Origin of the sequence: Clostridium algidicarnis (genome assembly GCF_000703125.1) — a bacterium.
Taxonomy (GTDB): Bacteria; Bacillota; Clostridia; order Clostridiales; family Clostridiaceae; genus Clostridium_L; species Clostridium_L algidicarnis.
In genome coordinates this window covers 2,474,010-2,500,553 of the sequence record NZ_JNLN01000001.1, presented here as the reverse complement: position 1 = coordinate 2,500,553, position 26,544 = coordinate 2,474,010, and the positions used below count along the sequence as shown (strand labels likewise).

The 26,544-nt window shown below is 29.2% G+C and carries 24 protein-coding genes, 5 tRNA genes, 1 pseudogene and 2 other annotated features; of the genes and pseudogenes, 1 reads left to right on the top strand and 29 read right to left on the bottom strand.

Going from position 1 to position 26,544, the window contains the following annotated elements; genetic code table 11:
- Nucleotides 1–6 precede the first annotated feature (6 nt).
- From rseP to ytxC, 15 genes are all read right to left on the bottom strand, one after another.
- Nucleotides 7–1,017, bottom strand: a complete 1,011-nt coding sequence (gene rseP / locus BV55_RS0111900) for an RIP metalloprotease RseP (RefSeq protein ID WP_029453037.1) — start codon at nucleotides 1,015–1,017, stop codon at nucleotides 7–9.
- A 14-nt stretch (nucleotides 1,018–1,031) separates the two neighbouring features.
- Nucleotides 1,032–2,186 (bottom strand): 1-deoxy-D-xylulose-5-phosphate reductoisomerase, encoded by a 1,155-nt coding sequence (dxr, locus tag BV55_RS0111895; protein ID WP_029453036.1) that lies wholly within the window; start codon nucleotides 2,184–2,186, stop codon nucleotides 1,032–1,034.
- A 287-nt stretch (nucleotides 2,187–2,473) separates the two neighbouring features.
- Nucleotides 2,474–2,926: a 2-thiouracil desulfurase family protein gene (locus BV55_RS0111890; protein WP_029453035.1), complete on the bottom strand. Its 453-nt coding sequence runs from the start codon at nucleotides 2,924–2,926 to the stop codon at nucleotides 2,474–2,476.
- A gap of 15 nt (nucleotides 2,927–2,941) precedes the next feature.
- Complete coding sequence (locus tag BV55_RS0111885) at nucleotides 2,942–5,302, bottom strand: endonuclease MutS2 (protein WP_029453034.1); 2,361 nt, start codon at nucleotides 5,300–5,302, stop codon at nucleotides 2,942–2,944.
- 63 nt (nucleotides 5,303–5,365) lie between these two features.
- The gene (locus BV55_RS0111880; RefSeq protein ID WP_029453033.1) at nucleotides 5,366–7,726 is read right to left on the bottom strand and encodes a U32 family peptidase; all 2,361 of its coding nucleotides are present in this window, start codon (nucleotides 7,724–7,726) and stop codon (nucleotides 5,366–5,368) included.
- A gap of 81 nt (nucleotides 7,727–7,807) precedes the next feature.
- Complete coding sequence (locus tag BV55_RS0111875) at nucleotides 7,808–8,407, bottom strand: cell division protein ZapA (protein ID WP_029453032.1); 600 nt, start codon at nucleotides 8,405–8,407, stop codon at nucleotides 7,808–7,810.
- 87 nt (nucleotides 8,408–8,494) lie between these two features.
- On the bottom strand, nucleotides 8,495–10,867 hold the full coding sequence (gene pheT / locus BV55_RS0111870) for a phenylalanine--tRNA ligase subunit beta (RefSeq protein WP_029453031.1): 2,373 nt from the start codon (nucleotides 10,865–10,867) through the stop codon (nucleotides 8,495–8,497).
- Between the two features lie 55 nt (nucleotides 10,868–10,922).
- Nucleotides 10,923–11,942, bottom strand: a complete 1,020-nt coding sequence (gene pheS, locus BV55_RS0111865) for a phenylalanine--tRNA ligase subunit alpha (protein ID WP_029453030.1) — start codon at nucleotides 11,940–11,942, stop codon at nucleotides 10,923–10,925.
- Between the two features lie 55 nt (nucleotides 11,943–11,997).
- Nucleotides 11,998–12,238, bottom strand: a binding site (T-box leader).
- A 31-nt stretch (nucleotides 12,239–12,269) separates the two neighbouring features.
- Complete coding sequence (locus BV55_RS0111860; RefSeq protein ID WP_029453029.1) at nucleotides 12,270–13,064, bottom strand: TrmH family RNA methyltransferase; 795 nt, start codon at nucleotides 13,062–13,064, stop codon at nucleotides 12,270–12,272.
- A gap of 19 nt (nucleotides 13,065–13,083) precedes the next feature.
- Nucleotides 13,084–13,749: a potassium channel family protein gene (locus tag BV55_RS0111855; RefSeq protein ID WP_029453028.1), complete on the bottom strand. Its 666-nt coding sequence runs from the start codon at nucleotides 13,747–13,749 to the stop codon at nucleotides 13,084–13,086.
- A gap of 11 nt (nucleotides 13,750–13,760) precedes the next feature.
- A complete protein-coding gene (locus BV55_RS0111850; RefSeq protein WP_029453027.1) occupies nucleotides 13,761–15,107 on the bottom strand; it encodes a TrkH family potassium uptake protein in 1,347 nt (448 codons plus the stop codon).
- A gap of 132 nt (nucleotides 15,108–15,239) precedes the next feature.
- Nucleotides 15,240–15,599 carry a 50S ribosomal protein L20 gene (rplT, locus tag BV55_RS0111845; protein ID WP_029453026.1) on the bottom strand — a complete coding sequence of 120 codons (360 nt, stop codon included), beginning with the start codon at nucleotides 15,597–15,599 and terminating at the stop codon, nucleotides 15,240–15,242.
- A 29-nt stretch (nucleotides 15,600–15,628) separates the two neighbouring features.
- Entirely contained in the window at nucleotides 15,629–15,826 is a 198-nt protein-coding gene (gene rpmI, locus BV55_RS0111840) for a 50S ribosomal protein L35 (protein WP_029453025.1), read from the bottom strand.
- A gap of 21 nt (nucleotides 15,827–15,847) precedes the next feature.
- On the bottom strand, nucleotides 15,848–16,339 hold the full coding sequence (gene infC / locus BV55_RS0111835; protein WP_242850878.1) for a translation initiation factor IF-3: 492 nt from the start codon (nucleotides 16,337–16,339) through the stop codon (nucleotides 15,848–15,850).
- 49 nt (nucleotides 16,340–16,388) lie between these two features.
- Nucleotides 16,389–16,513 (bottom strand) — a sequence feature (ribosomal protein L20 leader region).
- A gap of 74 nt (nucleotides 16,514–16,587) precedes the next feature.
- Complete coding sequence (gene ytxC / locus BV55_RS0111830) at nucleotides 16,588–17,487, bottom strand: putative sporulation protein YtxC (RefSeq protein WP_029453023.1); 900 nt, start codon at nucleotides 17,485–17,487, stop codon at nucleotides 16,588–16,590.
- A gap of 166 nt (nucleotides 17,488–17,653) precedes the next feature.
- Between ytxC and BV55_RS0111825 the strand changes: the two genes are divergently transcribed.
- Complete coding sequence (locus BV55_RS0111825) at nucleotides 17,654–18,361, top strand: DUF6873 family GME fold protein (RefSeq protein ID WP_029453022.1); 708 nt, start codon at nucleotides 17,654–17,656, stop codon at nucleotides 18,359–18,361.
- 112 nt (nucleotides 18,362–18,473) lie between these two features.
- Here the strand turns inward: BV55_RS0111825 and BV55_RS15405 are convergent.
- From BV55_RS15405 to BV55_RS0111755, 14 genes and pseudogenes are all read right to left on the bottom strand, one after another.
- Nucleotides 18,474–18,752, bottom strand: a pseudogene (locus tag BV55_RS15405) (DUF1003 domain-containing protein); the annotation flags it as partial.
- A 59-nt stretch (nucleotides 18,753–18,811) separates the two neighbouring features.
- Entirely contained in the window at nucleotides 18,812–19,009 is a 198-nt protein-coding gene (locus BV55_RS0111815; RefSeq protein ID WP_029453020.1) for a cold-shock protein, read from the bottom strand.
- Between the two features lie 259 nt (nucleotides 19,010–19,268).
- Nucleotides 19,269–20,417: a hypothetical protein gene (locus BV55_RS0111810; RefSeq protein WP_029453019.1), complete on the bottom strand. Its 1,149-nt coding sequence runs from the start codon at nucleotides 20,415–20,417 to the stop codon at nucleotides 19,269–19,271.
- Between the two features lie 8 nt (nucleotides 20,418–20,425).
- A complete protein-coding gene (locus BV55_RS0111805) occupies nucleotides 20,426–21,703 on the bottom strand; it encodes a hypothetical protein (protein WP_029453018.1) in 1,278 nt (425 codons plus the stop codon).
- Nucleotides 21,704–22,567, bottom strand: a complete 864-nt coding sequence (locus BV55_RS0111800; RefSeq protein ID WP_029453017.1) for an ATP-binding cassette domain-containing protein — start codon at nucleotides 22,565–22,567, stop codon at nucleotides 21,704–21,706.
- Between the two features lie 2 nt (nucleotides 22,568–22,569).
- The gene (locus BV55_RS0111795; protein ID WP_029453016.1) at nucleotides 22,570–23,298 is read right to left on the bottom strand and encodes a hypothetical protein; all 729 of its coding nucleotides are present in this window, start codon (nucleotides 23,296–23,298) and stop codon (nucleotides 22,570–22,572) included.
- Nucleotides 23,291–23,851 carry an RNA polymerase sigma factor gene (locus BV55_RS0111790; RefSeq protein WP_029453015.1) on the bottom strand — a complete coding sequence of 187 codons (561 nt, stop codon included), beginning with the start codon at nucleotides 23,849–23,851 and terminating at the stop codon, nucleotides 23,291–23,293. The genes BV55_RS0111795 and BV55_RS0111790 overlap by 8 nt, the downstream gene beginning before the upstream one ends.
- A gap of 287 nt (nucleotides 23,852–24,138) precedes the next feature.
- Nucleotides 24,139–24,213: transfer RNA gene (locus tag BV55_RS0111785), tRNA-Cys, on the bottom strand.
- A gap of 4 nt (nucleotides 24,214–24,217) precedes the next feature.
- Nucleotides 24,218–24,292 (bottom strand) — tRNA-Gly (locus BV55_RS0111780).
- Nucleotides 24,293–24,306: 14 nt separating this feature from the next.
- Nucleotides 24,307–24,382: transfer RNA gene (locus BV55_RS0111775), tRNA-Phe, on the bottom strand.
- A 6-nt stretch (nucleotides 24,383–24,388) separates the two neighbouring features.
- Nucleotides 24,389–24,465 (bottom strand) — tRNA-Asp (locus BV55_RS0111770).
- A gap of 137 nt (nucleotides 24,466–24,602) precedes the next feature.
- Nucleotides 24,603–24,678 (bottom strand) — tRNA-Val (locus BV55_RS0111765).
- Nucleotides 24,679–24,893: 215 nt separating this feature from the next.
- Nucleotides 24,894–25,772: an Hsp33 family molecular chaperone HslO gene (gene hslO / locus BV55_RS0111760; RefSeq protein WP_029453014.1), complete on the bottom strand. Its 879-nt coding sequence runs from the start codon at nucleotides 25,770–25,772 to the stop codon at nucleotides 24,894–24,896.
- On the bottom strand, nucleotides 25,762–26,505 hold the full coding sequence (locus BV55_RS0111755; protein ID WP_226104258.1) for a class I SAM-dependent DNA methyltransferase: 744 nt from the start codon (nucleotides 26,503–26,505) through the stop codon (nucleotides 25,762–25,764). The genes hslO and BV55_RS0111755 overlap by 11 nt, the downstream gene beginning before the upstream one ends.
- Between the last annotated feature and the right edge of the window lie 39 nt (nucleotides 26,506–26,544).

The window sequence follows — 26,544 nt, the reverse complement described above, 5'->3', positions numbered from 1 at the left end:
CATCTCCTAAAAACTTATAGGGCGTAATATGTCCTTTATAGTTACTAATATCATTATCACTATAAGACATGAGAACCCAATATAATTTAATGTGCCTATTATTTTATCACTTATCTTTTTACGAGTTATAAGTTCTATAAACAATAAGAAAATCCATCCTCCGTCTAAAGCTGGGAATGGTAGCAGATTAAATATACCTAATTGTATACTTAAAAACCCAGCAAAAAGCAACAAATTCCATATTCCAGATTTAGCTGCTGCACCGGTTGCCTTGATTATAGTAACAGGTCCTCCTACATCATTTAATGTAGCCTTTCCTGTGAATATAGTTTTTAAAGCTCCAAATGTTTGATTAATTAATGACTTACTTTGTAACACTCCATAATTAACAGATTGAATGAAATTCGGTTTTTCCATTATGGCAGGTGATATACCTACAGCATATTTATTTAATTCTTCATTAAATCTAGGGGTTATAATAAGATCTTTAATTTCTCCACTTCTTTCAATTTGTAAGTTTATATTTTCGCCCTTTCCTAAAGATACACCCATAGCAAAATCTTCCCATGTTGAAATCTTTTTTCCGTTAAGACTTTTTATATTATCTCCAGAAATAAGTCCTGATTCCATAGCAGGTGAGTTATCAATAACTTCATTTATCTTAGGTAACACAAAGCCATTATTCATAGCTATAATTGCAAATAAAAGTAAAGCTAGTATAAAATTCATTATAGGTCCTGCTGCTATTACACTTATTCTTCTTAAAGGAGATTTAGATGAAAATGCTCTTTCATCATTTACATTATCCTCTTCTCCAAGCATTTTTACATAACCACCAATAGGCAAGGCCTTTATAAGATATTCTGTTTCTTTACCCTTAAACCCAAAAATTTTAGGACCCATTCCTAGTGAAAATTCTTCAACCTTTATTCCATTAAGCTTTGCAAGGGTAAAATGTCCTAATTCGTGTCCAACTATAAGCATACTAAATGCTAATACAGCCCAAACTATATACATATATTATATTCCTCCTAATTATATTTTAAGTTTATATATGACCTTACTTCTTTATCTGCATCTTTTATGTTTTTTAAATTTAATTCTACATTAAAATTAAATTTTCTCATGCATTCTTCTATTATAACAGGTATCTCTAAGAAGTTTATTTTCTTACTTATAAAAAGACTAACGCATACTTCATTTGCAGCATTTAATATAGTTGGCATAATTCCTCCCATTTTACCTACTTCAAAAGCTAAACTTAAACATCTAAATGTGTTCATATCAGGCTTTTCAAAGGTTAAAGGTTTTAAAGAAAAAAAGTCTAGTGTATCTACTACAGCTTCCTTTCTCTTTGGATAATTTAAAGCATATTGTATAGGCAGCCTCATATCTGGATTACCCATCTGTGTAATAACAGATCTATCTTTAAACTCTACCCCAGAATGTATTATACTTTGTGGATGCACTACCACATTTATGTCTTCATAGTCCACATTAAATAAATGATGTGCTTCTATTACTTCTAAACCTTTATTCATAAGTGTTGCTGAATCAATAGTTATTTTGCTTCCCATTTTCCAATTAGGATGATTTAATGCTTCTTCCAATGTAACCTTTTTTAAATCTTCTATGCTTTTCCCTCTAAAAGGACCTCCAGATGCAGTTAAAATTATTTTATTTATTCTATTCTCTTTATTTCCTTGGATACATTGAAAAATCGCACTATGTTCTGAATCTACAGGCAGTATACTAACATTATTTATTCTAGCCTCTTCCATTATAAGGTCCCCAGCTACTACTAGAGTTTCTTTATTTGCAAGTGCTATATTTTTACCAGATCTAATAGCTTTAAGTGTAGGTTCTAGCCCTATCATTCCAACTATAGATGTAACTACTGTATCAATTTCATCTAAAGATGCAATATAATTTAATCCTTCTATATCATTTAATAATAAAGTTTTCTTTTTTTCTTTATCTACAAATTGATTAATTGCTTTATAAGTTTCATAATTATTCACTACCATATATTTAGGCTGGAATTCTTCTATTATTTCAATAGCTTTTTCATAGCTTTTATTTAAAGATACTGCTACAAGATTAAAATTGTCCCTGTCTTTTCTAATTACATCTAAGGTTTGCATACCTATAGATCCTGTAGCTCCAATTATAGTGATATTTTTCATTAACCTTCCTCCTAAGTTTTAACTAAATCTTAGTATATAATTCTTATAAAATTTAATATACCATATTTATTCTTTTATATAAAGTAAGTTTGTTAAACAGAGTAATTATTATTATTTTATTAATATATCTTTTTAATTATTCCTTTTGGTAATTTTTATAATTTTAATTTTAGTTTACGTTTAAATTTAGGTTACATAATAATTGTTATGTAACCTTTATCTTTGAATAAAAGAAATTTATCAAAAAAAAGCTGCCTTTTAATAAATTTCTTTTATTATTCTTTGTTTTAATATTCATCTATTTCATTTTCTGTTATTACATCTATTCCATTATTTATAAGCAATTGTGCAGTTACGCCATTACCTTTAACTAAGGTTTTATCAAAATCTCCGTTATAAATTGTATTAAGCCCACAAGATGGACTTTTAGATTTTAAAATAGCTTTTTTAACATCAAAAGTTTTTGCTATCTTTAAAGTCTCTTCTGCACCTTTTATAAAGTAGCTTGTGAAATCTTCACCCTTTGATGACTTAACTTTACACAAACCATTCAACACCTCTTTACCCGTCCCCTTATATATCTCACAAGGGGTTCTTGGTGTCTTAAGCCCACCCAATTCTTCCGGACACACTAAAATAATTTGGTCTTCTTTAAAAGCATTAATTATTTTAGCATTTTCGCTAGATTTTCCATCATATCTACAATTTACGCCATAAAGGCATGCACTTACTATAATCAAAAAACTCACCCTTTACTACTTTAATTGTACCATGGTTACCCCATCGCCACCTTCTCCATATTCACCAAGCCTAAAGTTTTTAACATGAGGATGCCTTTTGAGCATGTCATTTATAGCCTTTCTGAGTACTCCTGTACCCTTTCCATGTATAAGAGAGACTAATCCAAGACCTCCTAAGTACGCCTCATCTAAGTACTTATCAGCATTATAACAAGCCTCTTCAGAATCTTGTCCCCTAAGGTCTACAGATGCACCTACACTTTTTAAATTTAAATTAACTTGTTTTTTACTATTCCGTCTTTCTTTTGAGCTTTTATTATTATTTATTTTTCTAAGGTCTTCGAGTTTAAGATTTATCTTCATTATACCTGCTTCAACTTGGACCTCTCCCTTATTATCTGGATTTGTAAGCACTATAACATTTTGATTTAAAGATGGTACAAATACTTCTTCTCCAAGTTTAACACTTACTAATTTTTCACCCTTATGTTCTTTTGGTATAAGTGTGGTGCTTTGTTTATCTAATTCCTTAGCTAATTTATTTCTATGTTCCTCTATATCTTGTCTTGCCTTAGAGGAATACCCCATTTTTTCAAGTTCCCTAATGTTTTTTAATATAGCATCTGCTTCTTCTTTGGCATCTTTAAGAGCAATTTTAGCCTTTCTTTTGGATTCTTCTAATATCTTTTCCTTTGAAGTTTCTAAAGCTTGAAGCTTTTGTTCATATTTTTCCTTTAGCTTTTCGCTTTCTTCTTTTAATAACCTAGCTTCTCTCTCAAATTTATCTGCATCAACACTTTTAGATTGTAAGCTTTCAATTAAATCCTCAAATTCTAAACTATCTTTTGATATAAGCTCTTTAGAGCTTTGAATAATATAATCAGGAAGCCCAAGTTTTCTTGATATCTCAAAGGCATTAGACTTTCCTGGTATTCCAATAAGTAACCTATAGGTGGGTCTTAATGTTTTAACATCAAATTCTACAGATGCATTCTCGACGCCCTTAGTATTAATAGCATAAACTTTTAGCTCGCTATAATGAGTAGTTGCAATTATTTTTACATCCTTAGATTTAAGATGCTCTAATATAGACATAGCTAAAGCTGCTCCCTCTGTAGGGTCTGTACCAGCACCAAGTTCATCCAAAAGCACCAAAGAGCCTTTATTAGCTTCCTTTATTATGCTTACTATATTAGTCATATGAGATGAGAATGTAGATAAACTTTGTTCAATGCTTTGTTCATCTCCTATATCTGCAAATACTTCATCAAAAAAGTTAATAGAAGAATTATATGCAGCTGGTATCATAACACCACTCATAGCCATTACATGCAAAAGGCCAACTGTCTTTAAAGTTACAGTTTTCCCTCCAGTATTAGGTCCTGTTATAACAATTGAAGTGAAATCTTTACCTAAATATATATCTGAGGGTACAACTACCTTTGGATCTATAAGCGGATGTCTTCCTTGTATTATATTGAAGCTTCCATCTTCGTTTACCTTTGGCTTTATAGCATTTATTTCACTTGCATACTTAGCCTTTGAAAAAATGAAATCTATTTCCCAAATAATTTGTGCATTAACTTTTATAACTTCAATCTTTTCATAAATTTTAAAACATAATTCATCTAGTATTCTTTCAATTTCTGCTTCTTCTTTTAACATAAGCTCTTTTATATCATTATTTAAATTTACAAGCCCCATAGGCTCTATAAACAAGGTGGCTCCTGATGAACTCTGATCATGTACAAGCCCTGGGACCATACCCTTATGCTCTGCCTTTACTGGTATTACGTATCTATCCCCTCTTACTGTATAAAGATTTTCTTGTAAATATTTAGAGTATGTTTTTATTAAAGAATTAACCTTATCTTTTAATGAACTATTTTTATCTTTTAAACTTCTCCTTATGGTGTATAAAGTATCACTTGCCCTATCTGAAATTTCTTCATCACTAACTATAATTCGAAATATTTCTTCTTCTAAATATTTTAATGGGACTATACCCTCACATATATTTTCAAGCATAGGAAAAGATTCTTCTTCCACCTTCCTATTTACATAATCCTTAATACCTCTGCTACATCTTAGCATTTGAGCTATTTTCAATAAATTAGTGGCTAAAACTCCACCACCTTTTTCAATCCTTATTAAATAATCTCTAACATCATATAAACCATAAAATGGTGGTGGCCCTTTTTTTACCATGCTATTGAAGGCCTCTTCAGTTTCTTTTAAGCTTCTATTTACTTCATATACATTGGTATATGGTACTAAATCATCTATAATATCTTTTGCAGCTTTAGTAGATGCATATCTTTTAATTTCATCTTTTACTTTGCTAAATTCTAATATCTTTAGCGCTCTGTTATTCATAAGTAATCAACTCCTCTTTATCTACAAACTATTTTACTTAACCTTTAAAATAGCCTAAACTTATTATTCTACTCCCCTTTTATAATGCCCTCTAGTATAATCTGCCATGCCCTCTAATAGCTCTTTATTTTTTAATGTGGATAATACTGAAATTACTTTTTCATAATCTTCATCAATAAAATCCAGCCTAAAAGAATCTGCTCCAAACCCTTTTAACTCTTCTATTTTATCTATTAGATTTATAGGCACTGTATTATATATATGACTTCTACAAAACTTATCAGTCTTAACTAAAAAGTCCATGTTCTTCCTGTCCCTTAGTACATACTCACCCTCTAAACATTTTGGTTTATTATTAGAGGATATGTTTCCTAAAAGCCCACATTGATTTACACTTCCTATGGGACAATATTCACTTACCATAAGCTCAGGCTTTCCATAAACAAATACTTGACAATTATTTCTCTTCTTCTTAAGCACTTCTTTTATTTCTTTTCTATTAAGTTCTATGCTTATACAATTTAAATCTGTAAATTCATCCATTACGTTTAAAGCTAAATTATTATATAAATTTAATTTGTAACTTCCAATTATATTAATACTATTTTTAAATCTGTTTATTATTCCAAGATTTGATGTAACAATTCCTGCTATATTTTCTTTATTATTTTCAATAAAGCTTACTATAGAATTAAATTCTTTTCTTACTATAGTAGGAATCTCTATATATACTTTTGTATCCTTAGCTATTTTAGAAAAATCTATCGATGTTATACACTTAATTCCTCTAAAATAAGGATTTATAATTATATCTTTAACATTGCTATCCATTGCAGCTTTTAACTGAATAAGAGTATTTACACCTACCATTATTTCTGGTGCTTGTTCTATCTTTTTCTCTTTTAAAATATAATTGTTTTCCGCTACCTTATCTCTTCTATAGCCTTTTATTATTTCCTCTTCTAATTCCCTTAAAATATTTCTTCTAATTTCATTTATTGCAGAAATAGGAATAAACCCTTCTTCATAAACTTCAAACTTTATATCAGATATTTTTAATACGTTATCTGAAGACTTTTGAAGGTTTTCTACTATCTTTTCCTTAGTTAAAGGTCTATTTTTAGCTTTTTCTACAATGGCGCCTTGTAATGTTTGTACCTTATCTTTATAGGTAATCTCTAAGGAAAAAGGCTTCCCTATTTCAAATGTCACCTTAGCTTTTATTGAAATATTTGTCTTTTCCTTGTAATATTCTTCGTAGCCTTTCATTAATTCTATATCTAAAGTTTTAAATAATTCCGTTGACTTTTTATATTCTGAAGGATAAAGCATAACCTTTTCCCCAATTTTAGCTCCTAAGACCTCTTTACCCTTTAAAATTATTTTAGATATAGTAAATCCTTTATCATCATATCTTATTCCATCTTTTAAATTTATATTTTCTTTTAATGTTATATACCCTTCTTTATCAACAATACCTATGGATATGCCTGTATTTTTAGGATAATTATAAGACATCATATCTTTTCCCTTATTTCCATAAAGATATGACTTTGAAAATCCTTCTCTGTTAAATAATTGTAATAGCTTTTTCTTTTCTTTTTCTAAACTCACTCTTGCCTTATGTTTTAATATATCATCTATAGCATTTTTATAAGTTTCTACGACTCCAGCCACATATTCTGGCCTTTTCATTCTTCCTTCAATTTTTAAAGAAGATGTTTTGGTATTTATTATGTCTTCTAAATCTTCTATGGTACACATATCTTTTGGGCTTAATAAGAATGCACTCTTTTCTTCTTTAGTATCTTTATTAATTAAAGTATAGGGCATTCTACAAGGCTGAGCACATCTTCCTCTATTTCCACTTCTACCACCAATAATGCTACTCATTAAACACTGACCTGAATAACATATACATAAGGCGCCATGGATAAACACTTCAGTTTCTATATCTAAAGTATCTGATATATACTTTATCTCTTCTAAAGATAATTCTCTTGATAGTACTACTCTTTTAAAGCCTAAATCCTTAAGACATATTGCACCATCGCCATTGTGTATTGTCATTTGAGTAGATGCGTGAATTTCAAAATCTTTGAATCTATCTTTAACTATATAAGGTATGGATAGATCCTGAGTTATAAGTGCATCCACACCTATTTCATATAAAAACCCTATATATTCTATCACTTCTTTTAATTCACATTGTTTTATTAATGTATTTAATGTTATATAAACCTTCTTTTCATTTAAGTGTATATAATCTACGGCTTTTATCAATTCTTCGTTATCAAAATTAGTTGCGTATGCTCTTGCTGAAAATTTGCTTCCTCCCATGTATATAGCATCAGCACCACTTTTTATAGCAGCATATATGCTTTCCATACTACCTGCTGGAGCTAAAAGTTCCACTTTTTGCATTTTTATCCTCCTAGTTTAGCTCATTTACGAAATTAGAGTGCTGACATGGTCAACACTCTAATCTTGTATAGGCTTATGTTTTTACTTGACTTTATCTGCTATTAATGGATTCTTTTCTTTTTTTATTTTTACTAAATCAATTTGATTTTCTAAAAGTCTATGTTGCATATCTATAAGTTTATACTTAGCAGATTGTAGTTGAAACTTTAATTCCTTGTTATTTACCTTAAGTTCACGGTTTTCTTTTAAATAGCCTTTACTATTTTCTTCCAAAGTCTTGTTTTGATTCTTTAATTCAATTACTTCTTCCTCATCAATTTTATCATGAGTTTCAGATTCTAATAAAATTATCTTATTTTTAAGTTCATAATTATAATTTTCCATATGAATCAACTGTTTCTTAAGAACTTCTAGTTGTTCTGTAAGCTCTAGCTCTCTTTGTTCAAGTTTTGATATGTTTTCTGTGAGACTTAAAAGTTTAGATTGAGTTTTAAAAACATCATCTACTACATTCATTGCTGTTAAAATAGATGCAGATGAAACGCTTAACTTTTTATTATTATCCATTAAAGCTTTTAACCTTTTATCTACATAACTTGCAATCTCATTTAAGTATTCTTCATTTTCTTCGCCTTTTAAGTTATAATCTATTCCATTTATTTTTATAGTGATCACATTCATGCAAAACACCCTCTTAGATAAATTCATATTTTAATTAATATATATTTATATTCTATCACATAATTTACTTTCAGGAAATACGAAATTTTACCTTAATTTACACCCTAACTTATATTCTAATGCTCTAACTATCTTATCATGTACTTTATTTACTTCATTATCTGTAAGGGTTTTTGTTTCAGATCTATAGGATATAGCATATGCAACACTTTTTTTGCCATCCTCTATTTGTTTTCCTTTGTATACATCAAAAAGATTAATGCTTTCTACTAAATTCCCTCCAGTATTTTTTATTACTGATTGAATTTCTTGAACAAAAGTATTTTCATCTACTATTAAAGCAATATCCCTCGTAACTGCTGGAAACTTTGGTAACGCTTTATATCTTTTAATTATATTAGCATTTTTATATAGTATATCTAAATTTATTTCAGCTATATAACATTCAGTATCAATACCGTACTTTTCAGTAATATTAGGATGTACTTCTCCTAATATTCCAGCGCATTCTTTACCTATAAATAAGTTAGCTGTTTTACCAGGGTGAAATGTTGGATTTTCACTTTGTCTTTCATAATGTGTTTTTTCTATTCCTAAAGCTTCCACTAAATTTTCTATAGCACCTTTTAAATTAAGATATTCTACTTCACCATATAGGCCTATCACCAAGGTATTTCTTTCTTCTGGTAAATCCTTATTAGTTTTTATATATACATTTCCTATTTCAAACAAAGAAACTTCTTCATTGTTTCTGGAATAATTTCTAGCCAAAGATTCCATCATAGATGGAATACAAGTAGTTCTCATAATACTATAATTTTCACCTAAAGGATTTTTAATTGATATTGTATCTCTTAAAACATTTTCTTTAGATACATTAATCTTATCAAAAACCTTAGGGCTAACAAAAGAATAGCTTATAGATTGATTTAACCCACTATTAAGAAGTACTGATATAGTTTTATCATCTAATTTTTGCTTTAGATTTTTGCCATCCTTTAGGGTTACAGTTTTATTGAATGTAGAAGGTATATTATTGTAACCATAAATCCTTGCAACTTCTTCAGCTACATCTTCTTTTATGTTTATATCTCTTCTAAATGTGGGCACATTTATTATTAACATATCTTCTTTTACTAAAGTCTTTAACTCTAGCCTATCTAAATATCCTTTTATATCTTCTTTGCTTAAAGATGTTCCTAAAAACTTATTAATCCATTTATAATCTACAGCTAGTTCTTTTTCCAATACTTTATCTTCGTAGTAATCTATAGTTCCACTTATAATTTCGCCAACCTCTAGCTCTTCTATTAAGCTACAAGCTCTATCTAATGCTATTTTTGTTAGATTAGGATCTAAATCCTTTTCGAATAAAGAAGAAGACTCTGTTCTAACCCCTAACTTTTTAGCATTTACCCTTATATTAGTTCCATCAAAGTTTGCACATTCAAGTAATACTACCTTTGTATCTTCTTTTATTTGTGAATTTAACCCCCCAATGATTCCTGCAAGAGCAATTGCTCTTTCCTCGTCTCTTATAGTTAAAACATTTTCGTTTAAATCTCTTTCAACTTCATCTAAAGAAATAAACTTTTCTTCTGATGTAGCTCTTTCAACTATTATAGAATTTCCTTTTATATACCTCATATCAAAAGCATGCATCGGCTGACCTAACTCTACCATTACAAAATTTGTTATATCCACCACGTTATTTATAGGTCTAATTCCAGCCTCTAATAATCTTTCTTGCATCCAAGATGGTGATGATTTTATCTTTACATTTTTAATAGACCTTGCCATATATCTTTTACATAATGAATCCTTTACTTCAACCTTTATCATATCTTTAATATTTTCTTCCTCTGAAACCTTATAATTTGTATTAGGCATTTTGTATTTTACATCAAGAGTGGCTGCTGTTTCTCTTGCTATACCGACTACACTCATACAATCCGTTCTATTGGAGGTTATTTCAAAATCTATAATTGAAGTATTTAAACCTAATACCTCTTTAATATCTTCTCCAACTGGTGTATCTGTAGGTAATATCATTAACCCAAGAGCAGTGCCTTCTTCTGCAAGTCCTAGTTCTTCTTCTGAACACATCATTCCATTAGAAGGTATTCCTCTTAATTTACCCTTTTTTATCTTAAGTCCATTAGCTAAAGAAGCGCCGTGAAGGGCCGATGGAACAATATCTCCCTCTTTCATATTTTTAGCCCCAGTAACTATTTGCAAATACTCATCCTTTTTTATATCAAGCTGACAAATAACAAGTTTATCTGCATCTGGATGTGGTTCAATTTTAACTATCTTTGCTGTTACTACATTTTTAATTTCATCTCCAGTTGTTATAACCTCTTCAACTTTTGATCCCGAAAGAGTCAACCTATCTGCTAATTCATTAACATTTATATCTATATCTACATAATCCTTAAGCCACGTAAATGGTACTTTCATCCACTATTCCTCCTCGATTAATTTTTTTAATATGTTTTTATTAAAATCTTTTAAATTAAAATTCTTTTAAGAACCTTATATCACTTTCATATAACAACCTTATATCATCTATTCCATACTTTAACATAACCATTCTATCTACTCCAAAACCAAAGGCAAATCCACTATAAACCTCAGGATCTATACCACAGTTTCTAAGCACATCTGGATGTACCATTCCACCGCCTAAAAGTTCAATCCAGCCACTATTTTTACAAACATTACATCCCTTACCCTCACATACAAAACATGTAGCATCCATCTCTGCTGAAGGTTCTGTAAATGGAAAGTGATGTGGTCTAAATTTAGTTTTAACATTACTTCCGAACATCTTTTTAGCAAATATATCTAAGGTACCTTTTAGATCTGCAAAGGTTACACCCTTATCTATAACTAGCCCCTCCATTTGATAAAATATAGGTGAGTGAGTAGCATCTACAGCATCAGACCTATAAACCTTTCCTGGAGAAATCATTTTTATAGGTGGTTTTTGATTTTCCATAACTCTTACTTGAACTGGTGATGTCTGAGTTCTTAAAACCACCTTTTCATTTATGTAAAAAGTATCTTGTTCACTTCTAGCAGGATGATTTTTAGGTATATTAAGAGCCTCAAAATTATAGTAGTCAAGCTCCACTTCTGGACCTTCCTCTATTGAAAATCCCATAGACATAAATATTTCTTTCATGCTTTCTAATGTAAGGTCTAAAGGATGCCTTTTACCAATTATCTGTTTCTTTCCTGGAAGTGATATATCTATAGTTTCTTCACTTAATTTTTCTAATCTTTCTGTTTCTTTTATGTTTTTTGCCACATTGTTTATATAAAGTTCTATTGATTCTCTAACTTCGTTTGCTAGCTTTCCTATTATGGGTCTTTCTTCGTTAGGTAAGCCTCCCATTCCCCTTAATATACCAGTAAGTTCACCTTTTTTACCTAAATACTTAATTTTTATTGATTCAATATCATTAGTAGAATTAACTTTCTTTAATTCTTCTATTGCTCTTTCCTTTATTAGCTTTAAATTTTCTTTCATCTTATTTTCTCCTTTCTATCTTTGATAATTATGGGTAAATAAAAAACCGTCCCAAAAAAGGGACGGAATATCCGCGTTACCACCCTAATTAGTAGTTTGCAACACTACTACCTTAGTTAAATTTAACGGTTTTATCCGCTAACTACTACTTATATTTCACAGTTAGTGCTCCGGAGTGAACTTCAATATAATTATATTTAAAGAGGCTTTCAGTCTTTGACCCCTTCTCCCTGAAAATATATTCATGAATATCTAACATCATATTTTATATTTACTTTCTCTTTCATTGCCATTATTTATTTAGTTAAAATCATTATACATACTAATTTAAATAAATTCAATACTAGAATTTATTTGTCTTATAACTTCAAACATCATTATAGAGGCTGCTATAGATACATTTAAAGATTCTGCGCCACCTGGCATAGGTATTTTAACTTTAATATCACTTAATTTATAAATATCTTCACTAATTCCATTACCTTCATTTCCAACGCATATAACTAGATTTTTAGTTAGTTCTATATCATAAAAGTTTTCTTCTGTATCTAAACTACTAACTAAAAATTTAAACCCTTTAGCCTTTAGTTCATTTATATATTCAGACCTCTCATCTTCTATTATTGGTATATAGAAAATAGAACCCATAGTAGATCTAAGCACCTTAGGATTATATAAGTCTACTGTTCCTTTAGTTAATATAACTGCTTTTGCACCACTTGCATGGGCAGATCTTATTATAGTTCCTAAGTTACCAGGGTCTTGTACCTTGTCTACAAGAATATAAAACCCATCTGTAATATTAAATTTTTCTTTAGTTATATTACAAACCGCTATTATTCCTTGGGGACTTTCTGTATAACACAAGGATTTAAAAATATTATCCTCAACTACAAAAACTTTTTTTTCATTTATTAGATTATTATCTAATAAATAATTATATTTATCCACATAATTTTTACTTATAAATAAGGAGTCTGTTAAATAACTTTTATTTAAAGCTTCCTCTACAAATCTAAGACCTTCTACTATGAATTTTCCCATTAAGAGTCTATATTTTTTTTCATGAAGTTTTTTTACTTCTTTAATTAGCGGGTTATTTTTACTTTCAATTAGGTTCAAAGCTCTTATACCCCCTACCTTAATCTACAGATATAGTACTTTCTAGTCTTGACAGATCATCCTCTGCACCTATAACAATTAATACGTCCGTAGGCTCAATTATATCTTCTGCCATTGGAGAAATATTGATTTCATTTTTCTTTCTTACAGCCATTATATTAATGCCATGATTAGCTCTAACATTTAATTCTGATAATGTTTTACCTGCCCACTGTTTAGGACATTTAACCTCAATTATACTGTAATCTGGTGAAAGTTCAATATAATCCAATATATTAGAAGAAACTAGGTTATGGGCAACTCTCATCCCCATATCCTTTTCTGGTAATACTACTCTATCTGCACCAATCTTATATAGTACCTTTGCATGTAATTCACTTTGACCTTTAGCTATTATATATTTTATTCCTAGCTCTTTCATCAAAAGAGTAACCATTACACTAGCTTGAATGTTAGATCCTATAGTTATAACAGCTACATCAAAGTTTCTTACACCTAAAGTTCTTAATGCATGTTCGTCTGTAGCATCCATTTGAATAGCGTGGGTAACATCATCTGATATTTCCTGTACAACATCTTCATTCATATCTATTGCTAAAACATCATGCCCCATTTCATAAAGAGTTTTAGCAACAGATGTTCCAAATCTTCCAAGCCCAATAACTACATATTGTTTATTATTCATAACTCTCACTCCTATCCAACCATTATCTTTTCTTCAGGATATCTAATTGCATTATTTCCTTTTTTATTCGTCAAAGCTAAAACTACAGTCATAGGACCTACTCTTCCAAGATACATAGTTAATGCTATAAGCACCTTCCCTATTGACGTAAGCTTAGTTGTAAGCCCAAGAGTTAGCCCCACCGTTGCAAATGCTGAAGTTACTTCATATAGTAAGTGTTCAAAACTAGCTCCAACTTCTGTTATAGAAAGTATCATAGTCACAACAGTAACTAATGCAAGTCCAAGAGTAGTGACAGCAAAAGCTCTATAAACTATTTCTTTAGAAATCCTTTTATGGAAAACCTCTGTATCATTTCTTCCTCTAATTACAGAAATTACTGTCATAAGCAAGATTCCGGCTGTAGTAGTTTTTATACCTCCTGCTGTAGATCCAGGGGAACCTCCTATAAACATCAAAATTATAGTTAAAAATTTACCTGCTGTACTCATAGCATCTGTTGGTATAGAATTAAGCCCAGCGGTTCTAGGTGAAATTGATGCAAATATAGAAGATAATACCTTTCCTTTAAATGACATACCCTTCATAGTTCCAGGATTATTAAATTCAAATATAAACATTAATATACTACCAGCTATTATTAAAAATAATGTCATTGAAACTACTACCTTTGTATGCAAAGATAGCCTTTTAGACTTCTTATAATTATATAACTCTGCCCAAACAGCAAAACCTAATCCTCCTATGGCTATTAATCCTGCTATAGTAAGTATTATAACAGAGTTATTAGCATAACCTGTTAAACTCGAAAAGTTACCGATCAAATCAAAACCAGCATTACAAAAGGCTGATACAGCATGAAATACACTATAATATATTCCCTTTCCAACACCAAACTCTGGTATAAACTGTGTGGATAATAAAAGGGCTCCAGAAAATTGAACTGATAAAGTAAATATAAGTAAATATTTAGCAAGCTTTACTAGTCCTTGAATATTAGAAGCGTTAAGTGCCTCTTGTAATAATAATCTTTCTTTTAATGTTATCTTTTTGCCCATAAGTAATGCTATTAAAGTAGCAAAAGACATAAATCCAAGACCACCTATTTCAATTAATAACATTATAACAGTTTTTCCAAAATAACTCCAATGTGTTCCAGTATCCACAGTAATTAGCCCTGTTACACAAACTGCTGATGTAGATGTAAATAAAGAATCCAGGAAATTAGTAACCGTACCATTTGAAGATGATATTGGTAATGTAAGCATTACAGCACCTATAAATATAACTATTGCAAACCCTATTGCTAATATCTGTACTGCATTTAGACTTATCCTTTTTAAAAAGCTTATTTGCATTGTTATCACCTCAAAAGAATTTTTATATTATCATCCAACATATAGTAGCATTATCTTATAAGATAATGCTACTATATGTTGGATTTAATATAAATAAAAATGCGACTATAGTCGCATTAATATAATTATTTATTATGCATTTATATGTTGTTTAGCTACTGCTACTAAATCTGAAAAAGACTCAGGATCATTTATAGCTATTTCTGATAACATTTTTCTATTTATATCAATTCCAGCTAATTTGATTCCATTCATAAATTTTGAATATGAAAGTCCATTCATTCTAGTACCCGCATTTATTCTTGCGATCCAAAGTTTTCTATAGTCTCTCTTCTTAAGTTTTCTTCCTACATAAGCATTTCTTTGTGCTCTTATAACTGTTTCATTAGCAGTTTTAAATAACTTACTCTTACCACCGTAATATCCTTTTGCAAGCTTTAATACTTTCTTGTGGTTTTTGCGAGAATTTACTGCTCTCTTTACTCTTGCCATGTTATAAACCTCCTATCGTGTGATGTATATTATAAATATGGTAATAATTTTTTCATTGTTTTCTCTTGAGTATTTGATACATATCCTGTTTTTCTTAAGTTTCTTTTTCTCTTAGGTGATTTTTTAGTTAATATGTGGCTTTTGAAAGCCTTAGCTCTCTTTAGTCTTCCACTTCCTGTTAACTTAAATCTTTTTGCTGCTCCTCTATGAGTTTTCATTTTTGGCATTATAAGATCCTCCCTCCAGAATTACGCTTTTTTAGGTGCCAAAACCATAGCCATGTTTCTTCCTTCTAGTTTGGCAGGCTTCTCCACTACGCATATATCTTCCATTTTTTCCAAAAAACTTTTTAATATCTTATTTCCTACATGAGCATAATCAGCTTCTCTGCCTCTAAATCTTACGGTTACTTTTACCTTATCCCCATCCATTAAGAAACCTCTAGCTCTTTTAGCCTTTATAGAAATATCATGTTCTTCTATAGTAGGGCTAAATCTTATCTCTTTAACATTAACAATCTTTTGCTTTTTCCTAGCTTCTTTTTCTTTTCTGGTTTGTTCATAAAGATACTTGCCATAGTCCATAATTTTACAAACAGGTGGGTTTGCATTAGGAGATATCATAACTAAATCAAGTTCTCTTTCTTCAGCTATTTCTAATGCTTCTTTAGATGACATAATACCTAATGGGCCATTATCATCATTTACCCTTATTTCTTTTTCTCTGATTTTTTCATTCATAATTAAGTTTTTATTAATACTTTTCACCTCCATGTAATTCAAAATATATAAGATCTAAAAAAGACGGCATAAATGCCGTCTCAATTAACAAATCAACTTTATATATTAAAGTTAAGCTTAATTACCTTACTAGCAATGCTGTAAGGTGAGAAACGGCTGTTTCTTCTTTACTACGTTATTCTAACATTATATTTTTATGATGTCAATAAAAATATAATGTTAGACATTAAAATTTATATTTTTAAATATTATGTGGAAAATATAAGTGGTTTTCCCTTACATTCATTGCATCCATCACATATTTCCACCCTATAGGTAAATACTTTATTTATAGTTTCAATAAATTCTTTATTTAAGCAGTAAGAAATTCCATGAATTATTATAGAATTTGGCACATTTGTTATTAGCCCGCTTATTATAATATCTTCAGTATTAATTGAGGGGTCATTAAATTCATTTTCTAATACATCAGCTACAAAGGTGTTTAATATACTATTACCTTTATCATCTTTTACATCATAAGTGCCCTCTTTTGATATTATTATATTAACCTTATCTATCTTACTTTCTTGAATATCTACAAAGTATTTAAGAAGCCTTATAAATTCATTATATTCTCTTTCTATCATATAATTCTCTACAACCTTATTGGATATATCCTCTATATCTACCATTAAGTCCTTAACCCTAAATGTAATATATCCATCTATATTAATCTGCCTATTTTCTTCTAGGCAGGATTTAATTTTTAGTAATATATGATTTTTTCTGTTTTCATAGTAAATACTTGTTTCTTCCTTTAGGGAGTTATTATATTTTAATATATCAATTATTTGTTTTTCTATATCCTTTATTTCTTCTTCATTTAAAAAGAAATAATTATCTAGAATAAAATTATAAATATCTTCTTCACATATAAGCCTTATTATTATATCATATATACAATCGCTTATATAATAATTAACCTTTTCCACTAGCGATTCACTGTATATTTTATCATCACACATTATTTTAATGAAGTGAGTATTGTTATTTTGACTTTCACAAATACCAAGATTAATGTCTTTATTTTTAAAGATTTCAACTACATCTTGTATATTTGGTGCAATATCTAAACCACTTTCATAAATTATAGTAAGTAGAACCATGATATCACTCCCTTCTTAAACATAGTATGTGTTTTAAACTAATGTATATACAAAAATTTTATAACAAATATCGACATATCTATAAACTACATAAATATATCTTTAAACACATTACATTGTATCCAAAATAACAATTTTAAAATACATAATAGAAAGTAGGTCCAAAATGAAGGTTGCTATAGTAGATTTTAGGATTTCCAAAGAGGAGATTAAAAGTTTGGAAGGTTTAAATATAAAAGTTTTAAAATGTCCTTATTACAGTGGGGTTTATGAGTCCATATGTGGTCATCCTGATATACAAATTAATATATTATCTAAATCTGATATAATGGTCCATCCTAAAATTAATGAAAACTTTATAAAAGAGCTTTCTAAATTAGGATACAATGTACATTTTTCATCTAAAGACATTGGATTTAATTACCCTGAAAACATAATATTAAATGCCCTAAATACAGAAAGATTCTTTTTGCACAATCTAACTTATACAGATAAAAACTTATTGAATTATATAGATGATAAAAAGCTTTTAAATGTATCTCAAGGTTATACTAAGTGTTCTACTGCTATAATTTCCAAAGAAGCTTTTTTAACTAATGATATTAAAATAAAAGAATCCTTAGAATCCTTAGGTGCAGACGTATTATTATTGCCACCTGGAGACATAGAGCTTCACCCATTGAATTATGGCTTTATAGGTGGCGCTTGTGGTCTTATAGACAAAAACACACTGGCCTTCTTTGGAAGCTTAGATAAGTATATTTATGGTGATAAAGTTAAAAGCTTTTTAAAAAAGCATAATATAACTCCATTTTATTTAAAAGAAAGCGGTTTAACCGATAGAGGTAGCTTATTTATACTAGAAAGTAAATAGCTATAACTTCATTTGACTTTTTAGTCTACTTTCATTTAAATATAACTATGACTATAATTAAATAAAAAAGATATCTATAAATATAGATATCTTTTTTAGATTTATGGAAGACTTAATAAGTTTTATCTTTTAGTTCCTCTATTATCTTTAATAACATTTCTTGATCCTTTTTATACTGCTCTTGCTGGCAGATAAGAAGATCAATTTTATTATGTAAGTCTTCTACTATTATCTCTGATTTTAAATTAACAAGATAGTCATTGGAAGCTGTTAATCTATCTTTTTCTGTTTGACGATTTTGTGACATCATAATTACGGGGGCCTGTATCGCTGCAAGACAAGATAAAATCAGATTTAAAAATACGAAAGGGTAGGCATGAAAAGAATTGTTCCTTTAAAAATTAAAAGACCTTAGATAGATAACTATCTAAGGTCTAAAACATTTATTAACTAGATAATAGTAATGTTTTCTGCTTGTGGTCCTTTAGGTCCTTCAACTACATCGTAAGAAACTTTTTGTCCTTCTTCAAGAGCTTTGTAACCTTCTACATTTATTTGAGAAAAGTGTGCAAAAACATCTACTCCGTCGTCTCCTGTGATAAATCCAAATCCTTTTTCTGTGTTAAACCATTTAACTGTTCCGTTCATATATTGTGTACCTCCGAAATTTTATTTTTCTTAAACTCTTTGTATTCGTATTTTACTACTTACTATTAAATTTAAGCTATTAATTAATCATAGGCTAGTTTGCTACATAAATCAAGCTATTTTTAATTATTTTTTCAATTATTTAAAAATTAGTTGAAATTGCATCCTATATCAGTCCATATCTTACATAATATGTTTTCATTTTATGTTTAAAATTCATTTTATCTTTTTATTTATTCAATTTCATTTTACAACTAGGCTAAAATATATCTAACAGTTTTTCTTTTTTATATCTTACTTCTAAAGAAACTACTCCTATTAAAACCATAGCTGATATAAATCTAAATACTAAAAATTTAGGTATATCTATGGAACCAATTCCAAGCATTATGGTATTACTAGTTATTATTTTACTTGAAATTATTACTAGTAAAAGTGATATTCCTGTGAAAGTTATATATCTATGCGATTTTCTTGATACGTAAGAAATTATAAGGGCTAAGGCAAAAGCTAAGATATATACAATAATAATTGATAAAATAATATATTGAATTAGTGTTAAATCAAACCAATTAGCCCCATATTTAAAACAGGAATTTATGTTTGAATTATAAAAAAGCTCTACAGTATTTTTTCTTGTTAAAAACAAAGTAAATAGTATGCTTAATTCTAAAGTAACTATTATAAACGCAGATATTAATACTGCAGCCATTTTATCCTTATATAATCTTCTTCCTCTTCTCGTAGTATACTGAAGCACCTCCATATTCACCACTTCATCTTTAGTAAATATAGGTCCGAAAATAAATATTATAGATACTATTACAAGTAAAGTACTATTAATTATAAAACTGTTATAATTTTCAAATATAAACCAAGGTAGAATGTCATTATTTACTTTAGTTTTATTTATTTCTGTTAATCTATCTTTTTGTGCTCCGCTTTCAATATATGAATTATTGTTTTTATTTTCAAAGTTATCAATAAGATATTCCATAGATCGGATCTTTGAAAGTGACTCTTCTATCTCTTTAAAAGATATGTTATTAGATAACTCATCCAGCTTTTTAACTTCCCCTTTTAGATTTGAATTAAATTTTTGGAATTTGTCATAACTATCAGCCCCCAAATCCTTAGCATATTCATTTTCCTTAAGATAATTATCAGCTTCTTTTTTAAAATTCAGTTCTAAATTTTTAAGATATCCTAAGTCCTCATCCTCTAAATGATTACCTTTTTGCTTTATCATCTCTTTAGCTATTGTATAAATCTCTTCGTCTCCACGACTAGGAAATAGATTTATTTCAGAACTTATAAACATGTAATACATAACAAAACTTATGATACATAGAACAAATATACTTTTTATATTTAAAATCTTTTTAACTTCATTAAAAATAATTCTCATGGTTCCCCCTAACTTATACATTGCTTTTTAAAGCTTTTTATTGAATACCACATAACTATTATCATTATAATGCTCCAATTGATTATAGTTATTAGTTCATAATGTTTAAAAATAGTTAATCCCCCGCTTTCCATAAACCTAAGTTCTAGATTGAAAATCAAGGTAAAAGGTGTAAATGCAGAATAAATCCTAAATCTACTACTACCACTTATAAAAGACGGTAGCATAAATCCAATACCACTTATAATAAAAAAACTAACGAATCCTATAAAGCTATTTTTTATAAATCTTCCAATTACAAAAGCTATACTAGTAAAAAGCAAAAAACAACTGTAGGTTAATAATATCATCAACATTAAATACTGTTTAACTGTTAAGTTAAACCAACTCATATAAAGGTTCTTGCCTCCCGAGTAAAAAAAACTGCTTATAGATGTATTCCAAACCCTACTATAATCATATACAAAGAAAAATGTTATCAAAACAATAGTTAAAAGCACCGTGCCTAAAATCAAAACAGCTACTGTAATAGCTTTTAATTTATCGCAAATTAAATTTCTTCCTCGCTTTGAGCTATAGGCTACTAAGCTAGTATCATTCTCAAATTCATAATTCATAAAAAAGGTGGCTATCAGTGGTATCAATATCATAATCTGAATAATAATGTTTCTAAGTATGTCCTTATACAAAAATCCGTGCATATCATAGTTCTTACCATTAAAAAATAGGTACATTTGCTCTTCATTTTCTTTGATTTGTGTAAATCTATTATTAAACTTTTCAAACCCTTGTTTAGACATCTCTTCGGCTTCACCGGATAAATTAAGAAATTCAATAGATTTTCCAGCGATCTTAGTGATATCAATATTATTATAACTTTCAATAAGGTTTGGTATTGCCATATAATAATCTTCTATTTCAGCAGTAGCTTTTATTATTTGCTCTTCATCTTTATTATATTTCCCTTTATAAAAAGCAGCTTTATCCTCATTTAAATAATCTGAAATAGAATTATAGTTTTTTCCTTCCTTTTTATTTATTATTGTCATAGCTTCATCTAGGTTTTGCTTATAATACACTTTAAATTTAGCCATCATTTCATCATCAATTTTATATCCTACTTCATCTACAATATTATTTAAAACACCTAGATTATTTCTAAGTTTATATCCATTAAAAACTGTAAATAAATCAAATGCTAAAAAAACTAAAAAAACCACTATTACTATTGGAGATTTGAAGATCTTTTTTATTTCGTGTTTAAAGATTTCACTGCAGTCTAACATCTATATGCCATCATTGTATTGATACAAAAATACGTCTTCTAGGTTAGGACTAACAGACTTCCAATCTTCATTTCTATCTGACTCTTCTATAAATCTAAGCTTCATCCTGCCATTTTCCTGTTTTTCCGATAATGAAATATGGCATTCTCTAAACCTTCTAACTTCTGAAAAATCTATTTCCGTTTCATATACCTTACCTTCAAGAGTTCTACAAATGTTCTCTACAGTATCCTTATATAATATCTTCTTATCTTTAAGCATAACAACTTCGTTCGCAATAAATTCTATGTCACTAACTATATGAGTGGATATAATCACTATTCTATCCCTACTTAAGTCTGTTAATATATTTCTAAATCTTACTCTTTCCTTTGGATCTAGACCTGCTGTAGGTTCATCTAAGATTATGATTTTAGGATTATTTAATAAAGATTGCGCTATACCTACTCTTTGTATCATACCACCCGAGAACTTCTTCATCTTTTTATTAGCTACATCCTCTAAGGCTACTAACTTTAACAAATTTTCTATGTTAAATATAGCTTCTTTCTTATCTACTCCCTTTAGTGCTGCTAAATAAAGTAGAAATTGCTTTGGTGAATAGTTTTTATAATAGCCAAATTTTTGTGGCAGATAACCTAAAATACCTCTATACTCTTCATCTAAAGCTATAATATCAGTGCCTTCATAAAGAATTTCACCCTTAGTTTGGAATATAAGTGTAGTAAGAAGCTTTATTAAAGTAGTTTTTCCAGCTCCATTAGGAGCAAGTAATCCATAAACCCCATTTTTAAATTCTAGATTTATATCCTCTAAAACAATATAATCATCAAAACTTTTAGTTAAATTATTGATTGTAAGCATTTTTAAATTTCTCCTCTCTTAACCTTTATAAGCTTTCTTAAATTCTTTATATATATTAATGCCGTTATAAAAGTGATTATTAGATGAATATATAAGGGTATTTCATCTAATAATTTTATAGGTTTATTAGTAACATCAAGTACCATTAGCATAGGTAAACATAACCATAATGACATTATTAAGTACTTATATGACCTACCTTTAAAATTTATTAAAACTAATATATATAATGTAGAAAATATAAACAAGGCTGATATGGACACTATTATAATCTCCATCACATTGAAATTTCTTTTTACCAAAAACATCATAACTACAATCAAGGTGTTTATAACCATAGCTACTATGCTAAAAATAAACATTCTTATAGCTGTGATATTATAAAAGTTATATTTACAAGTAGCCTGAAGTTCGTAAATTCCATGAACTCTACTACTTATAAAACTATAGGAACAAATAAAAAAGTAAAAGATAGGAGAAGTAGAAAAGGTGTAAACTTTGAGCCTATAATCAAAATATATTTCACCGCTGTTACTCGTATTAAATTGTAAACCAAAGAAGCTAAAGGCTAACACTAAAAGTATAATAATAAATATTAACTCACTTTTATCATGAAATATATATTTAAAACCTAATTCCTTTCTAATAGCTTTCAAATAGGAAAAGAAACCCTCTTTTCCTTTTAAACCTTTGTCTAAAATTTCATCCATATTGATTTCTAAATCACTCATTATGAGTTTCCTCCATATACATTATTCTAATCTTTTTTAGCATGCTATAATACTTCGTTTTTACAGTAGATTCATTTAAATCCAAAGCATTTCCTATATCTTTAAAGGTCATATCAGCAAAAATCTTCATTCTAAAAATTTGCTGAAGATTAGCTTCAAAATTATTAACTATAACTAAAATATCTTTTACTTTTTCTCGTTTTATAAAATCATCCTCTATATCCCCTTTAGCCTTAAGTTCTATGCAATCTATAGTCGTTGAGCTTGTCCATTGTTTATAGTTTTTTGACCTATAGTAGTCAATTATTTTATTACTAGCTATCTTATATATCCAAGTTCTAAAAGAACATCTTTCCACATTATAATTGTCTATAGACCTAATCATACTAATAAAAATCTCTTGGGTTATATCTGCCGCTAATTGTCTACAGGAGGTTTGCTTAAAGACATAGCCATAAATTTCACTATAATAGCCTTTAATAAGTATATTGGCAGATTCTCTGTGGCCTTTTTTTTGAATGTTTTTTATAAGCTTCAGTTCATGGTCTAGCATCTTTACCTCCTTTTATAAATCTACTGTATATATATATTTATTTGTTTATTACCGGTACATACTAGTATTCGTAATCCCTTTAAAAATAGTTTTAAAAAACTTATATTTTCTTATCTTTTTGTTTTGATATATTATAAAACCCTATCACCTTTATTATAAAGGCACTACGCTATCATTTACCATCATTAGCCTTAGAGAATTTATTAATAGATGCGATATTCGTGATACAACAAAAAAAGCCCTTGAAATCAAGGACTTTACATTGTATCACAATATAAGTGATTTTATGGAGGCGCCACCCGGATTTGAACCGGGGAATAAAGGTTTTGCAGACCTTTGCCTTACCACTTGGCTATAGCGCCTTATTGGAGCGGAAGATGGGATTCGAACCCACGACGTTCACCTTGGGAAGGTGACGCTCTACCACTGAGCCACTCCCGCAACATATTTTTTTTTGGTGGCTAGACCAGGAATCGAACCAGGGACACGAGGATTTTCAGTCCTCTGCTCTACCGACTGAGCTATCCAGCCACTTTATGGCGACCCAGAAGGGACTCGAACCCTCGACCTCCGGCGTGACAGGCCGGCACTCTAACCAACTGAGCTACTAGGCCATAAATTAGAATTCCTAATTAGAGTAAAGTTTAAACTTTATCAAAAACTTAGAATTCTAGTCCAATATCGTCACTATATAAAACTTAGTCTTAAAAGACTTATGTATAAATATAGTAGATATAGGATAAAAATAAAATGGTGGGCACAACAGGGCTCGAACCTGTGACCCTCTGCTTGTAAGGCAGATGCTCTCCCAGCTGAGCTATGCGCCCTCAACCATTTTTATTATAATACTATTATTAAAGGTTGTCAATATATAATTTTACAGTTTTCTATTTCTGATCTATTTTTGTATTTATGGATATATTTATAGATTCACGTTCTATATTTATGTATAAATTATGATAACTTTATAAGTTTATTGTTTTGTACATATATATAAGATATAAATATATCTTATATATATGAAACATAACTGCTTTTGTGATTATATATTTTGTAGTAATTCTCCTATATCTTCATGTTTGAATAAATATGTTTTATTACAAAAGTGACATTTAAGCTCTTCTGTTTTTCCATCATCATATATTTCTTCTAAGTCTTTCCTTCCAATACTAATTAATGCTTTTTCCACTCTTTCTCTAGAGCAATCACAATTAAATTTTGGTGTAAGAGAATCAATAATTTTTAAATCCATGTCTTCAAATATATATTTAATTATCTCTTCAATGTTCATACCTTTTGATAACATTTCTGTTATTGAATCTATTTCTTCTAACCTATATGTTAGAAGGTCCGCTACAAGTTCATCCGCCCCTGGCATCATTTGTATTATAAATCCACCGGAAGCTTTTATACTGTAGTCAGTATCTACTAATACCCCTAAAGCCACAGCAGAGGGTGTTTGTTCTGAAACTGTAAAGTAATAAGCTAGGTCATCTCCTACCTCACCTGTATATATAGGCACTTGTCCTACATAGGGTTCTTTAAGCCCTAGGTCTCTTATTACTGTAAGATTACCATTTTTACCTATAGCTGACCCTACATCTAATTTTCCTTTATCGTTAAGAGGAATATCAATATTAGGGTTCCCTATATATCCTTTAACAGTTCCATCACTATAAGCTGTAACTGTTAAACTTTCAGCAGGTCCCCCTCCTGACATTTGAAGAGTTAATTTATCTTCCTTTGATTTTGACATTACTCCCATAAGTGTCCCTGCAGTTAAAAGTCTACCAAGGGCTGCTGCTGCTGTAGGCGTACAATTATGTATTTTTGTAGCCTCATCTACAAGATTCGTAGTACTTGCAGCTATTATTCTTATCATACCATCTTTTGCTATACCTCTAATCAATCTATCTTCCATTTTGTTCCTCCATATTCTTTTTAACTACATATACTATTCTTTCTGTGTAGTCATCTATTTTTTTTGTTGAATAACAATCTAGCTTGTCCTTTACCATTAAATTAGCATTATGAAGCATCTCTTCTATTTTTGAATCGCTATAAGCCCTTTCAAAATGAGTTTCCTCAAATCTTTCATAAAAATTATCCTTTTTTAAGAAAAATGTAAGGTACATATCTAGTATGTCTTCTTCAAAACTATTTTCCCATGTATAAAATATATCTTCTTCATCATATACAAATGTATTGTTTCCTAAAACATTACTTAACTTATAATACGAATTTATGTCAAAAATAAATATTCCACCTTCATTAAGATGCTTATATATGTTATTAAAGAACCTTTGAAGATCTCCCTCTTCTATAATATAGTTCACTGCATCTAAGGTGCAGGTAATAAGATCAAATTTATGCTTAAGGTTTAGATCACACATATCTTGACATATTATCGTTGGCTTCAAGTTTTTATCTTTAAACTTGTTAAAAGTTTCCGATAACATAGATGATGAGTAGTCAACAAGCCAGGTATATTTAAATTTAGGGGATATAATCAGTGATAAATTGCCTGTTCCGCAACCCACATCAAGATAATCCCCTTTGTTTATATTTAATTTTTCTACCACTTCCATTATTTTATCCGAAAATAAGTTATAGTCTACATCTTCCTTTATAAGTTTATCATAAACTTCGGACATCTTTGTGTAACTCTCCATATTCATGCGTTATTTAAAACT

Excerpts from the sequence above, each read along its gene's own strand:
- BV55_RS0111800 (WP_029453017.1), bottom strand. The coding sequence starts at position 22,567 with ATGCTTACAATCAATAATTTAACTAAAAGTTTTGATGATTATATTGTT.
- infC (WP_242850878.1), bottom strand. The coding sequence starts at position 16,339 with ATGAATGAAAAAATCAGAGAAAAAGAAATAAGGGTAAATGATGATAAT.
- BV55_RS0111885 (WP_029453034.1), bottom strand. The coding sequence starts at position 5,302 with ATGAATAACAGAGCGCTAAAGATATTAGAATTTAGCAAAGTAAAAGAT.
- BV55_RS0111875 (WP_029453032.1), bottom strand. The coding sequence starts at position 8,407 with ATGAATGTGATCACTATAAAAATAAATGGAATAGATTATAACTTAAAA.
- BV55_RS0111880 (WP_029453033.1), bottom strand. The coding sequence starts at position 7,726 with ATGCAAAAAGTGGAACTTTTAGCTCCAGCAGGTAGTATGGAAAGCATA.
- BV55_RS0111850 (WP_029453027.1), bottom strand. The coding sequence starts at position 15,107 with ATGCAAATAAGCTTTTTAAAAAGGATAAGTCTAAATGCAGTACAGATA.
- rseP (WP_029453037.1), bottom strand. The coding sequence starts at position 1,017 with ATGTATATAGTTTGGGCTGTATTAGCATTTAGTATGCTTATAGTTGGA.
- BV55_RS0111790 (WP_029453015.1), bottom strand. The coding sequence starts at position 23,851 with ATGCTAGACCATGAACTGAAGCTTATAAAAAACATTCAAAAAAAAGGC.
- hslO (WP_029453014.1), bottom strand. The coding sequence starts at position 25,772 with ATGGAAGATAGATTGATTAGAGGTATAGCAAAAGATGGTATGATAAGA.
- BV55_RS0111855 (WP_029453028.1), bottom strand. The coding sequence starts at position 13,749 with ATGAATAATAAACAATATGTAGTTATTGGGCTTGGAAGATTTGGAACA.
- rpmI (WP_029453025.1), bottom strand. The coding sequence starts at position 15,826 with ATGCCAAAAATGAAAACTCATAGAGGAGCAGCAAAAAGATTTAAGTTA.
- BV55_RS0111805 (WP_029453018.1), bottom strand. The coding sequence starts at position 21,703 with ATGTTAGACTGCAGTGAAATCTTTAAACACGAAATAAAAAAGATCTTC.
- BV55_RS0111810 (WP_029453019.1), bottom strand. The coding sequence starts at position 20,417 with ATGAGAATTATTTTTAATGAAGTTAAAAAGATTTTAAATATAAAAAGT.
- BV55_RS0111815 (WP_029453020.1), bottom strand. The coding sequence starts at position 19,009 with ATGAACGGAACAGTTAAATGGTTTAACACAGAAAAAGGATTTGGATTT.
- rplT (WP_029453026.1), bottom strand. The coding sequence starts at position 15,599 with ATGGCAAGAGTAAAGAGAGCAGTAAATTCTCGCAAAAACCACAAGAAA.
- BV55_RS0111795 (WP_029453016.1), bottom strand. The coding sequence starts at position 23,298 with ATGAGTGATTTAGAAATCAATATGGATGAAATTTTAGACAAAGGTTTA.
- BV55_RS0111825 (WP_029453022.1), top strand. The coding sequence starts at position 17,654 with ATGAAGGTTGCTATAGTAGATTTTAGGATTTCCAAAGAGGAGATTAAA.
- BV55_RS0111755 (WP_226104258.1), bottom strand. The coding sequence starts at position 26,505 with ATGTCCGAAGTTTATGATAAACTTATAAAGGAAGATGTAGACTATAAC.
- ytxC (WP_029453023.1), bottom strand. The coding sequence starts at position 17,487 with ATGGTTCTACTTACTATAATTTATGAAAGTGGTTTAGATATTGCACCA.
- pheT (WP_029453031.1), bottom strand. The coding sequence starts at position 10,867 with ATGAAAGTACCATTTACGTGGCTTAAGGATTATGTAGATATAGATATA.
- dxr (WP_029453036.1), bottom strand. The coding sequence starts at position 2,186 with ATGAAAAATATCACTATAATTGGAGCTACAGGATCTATAGGTATGCAA.
- pheS (WP_029453030.1), bottom strand. The coding sequence starts at position 11,942 with ATGAAAGAAAATTTAAAGCTAATAAAGGAAAGAGCAATAGAAGAATTA.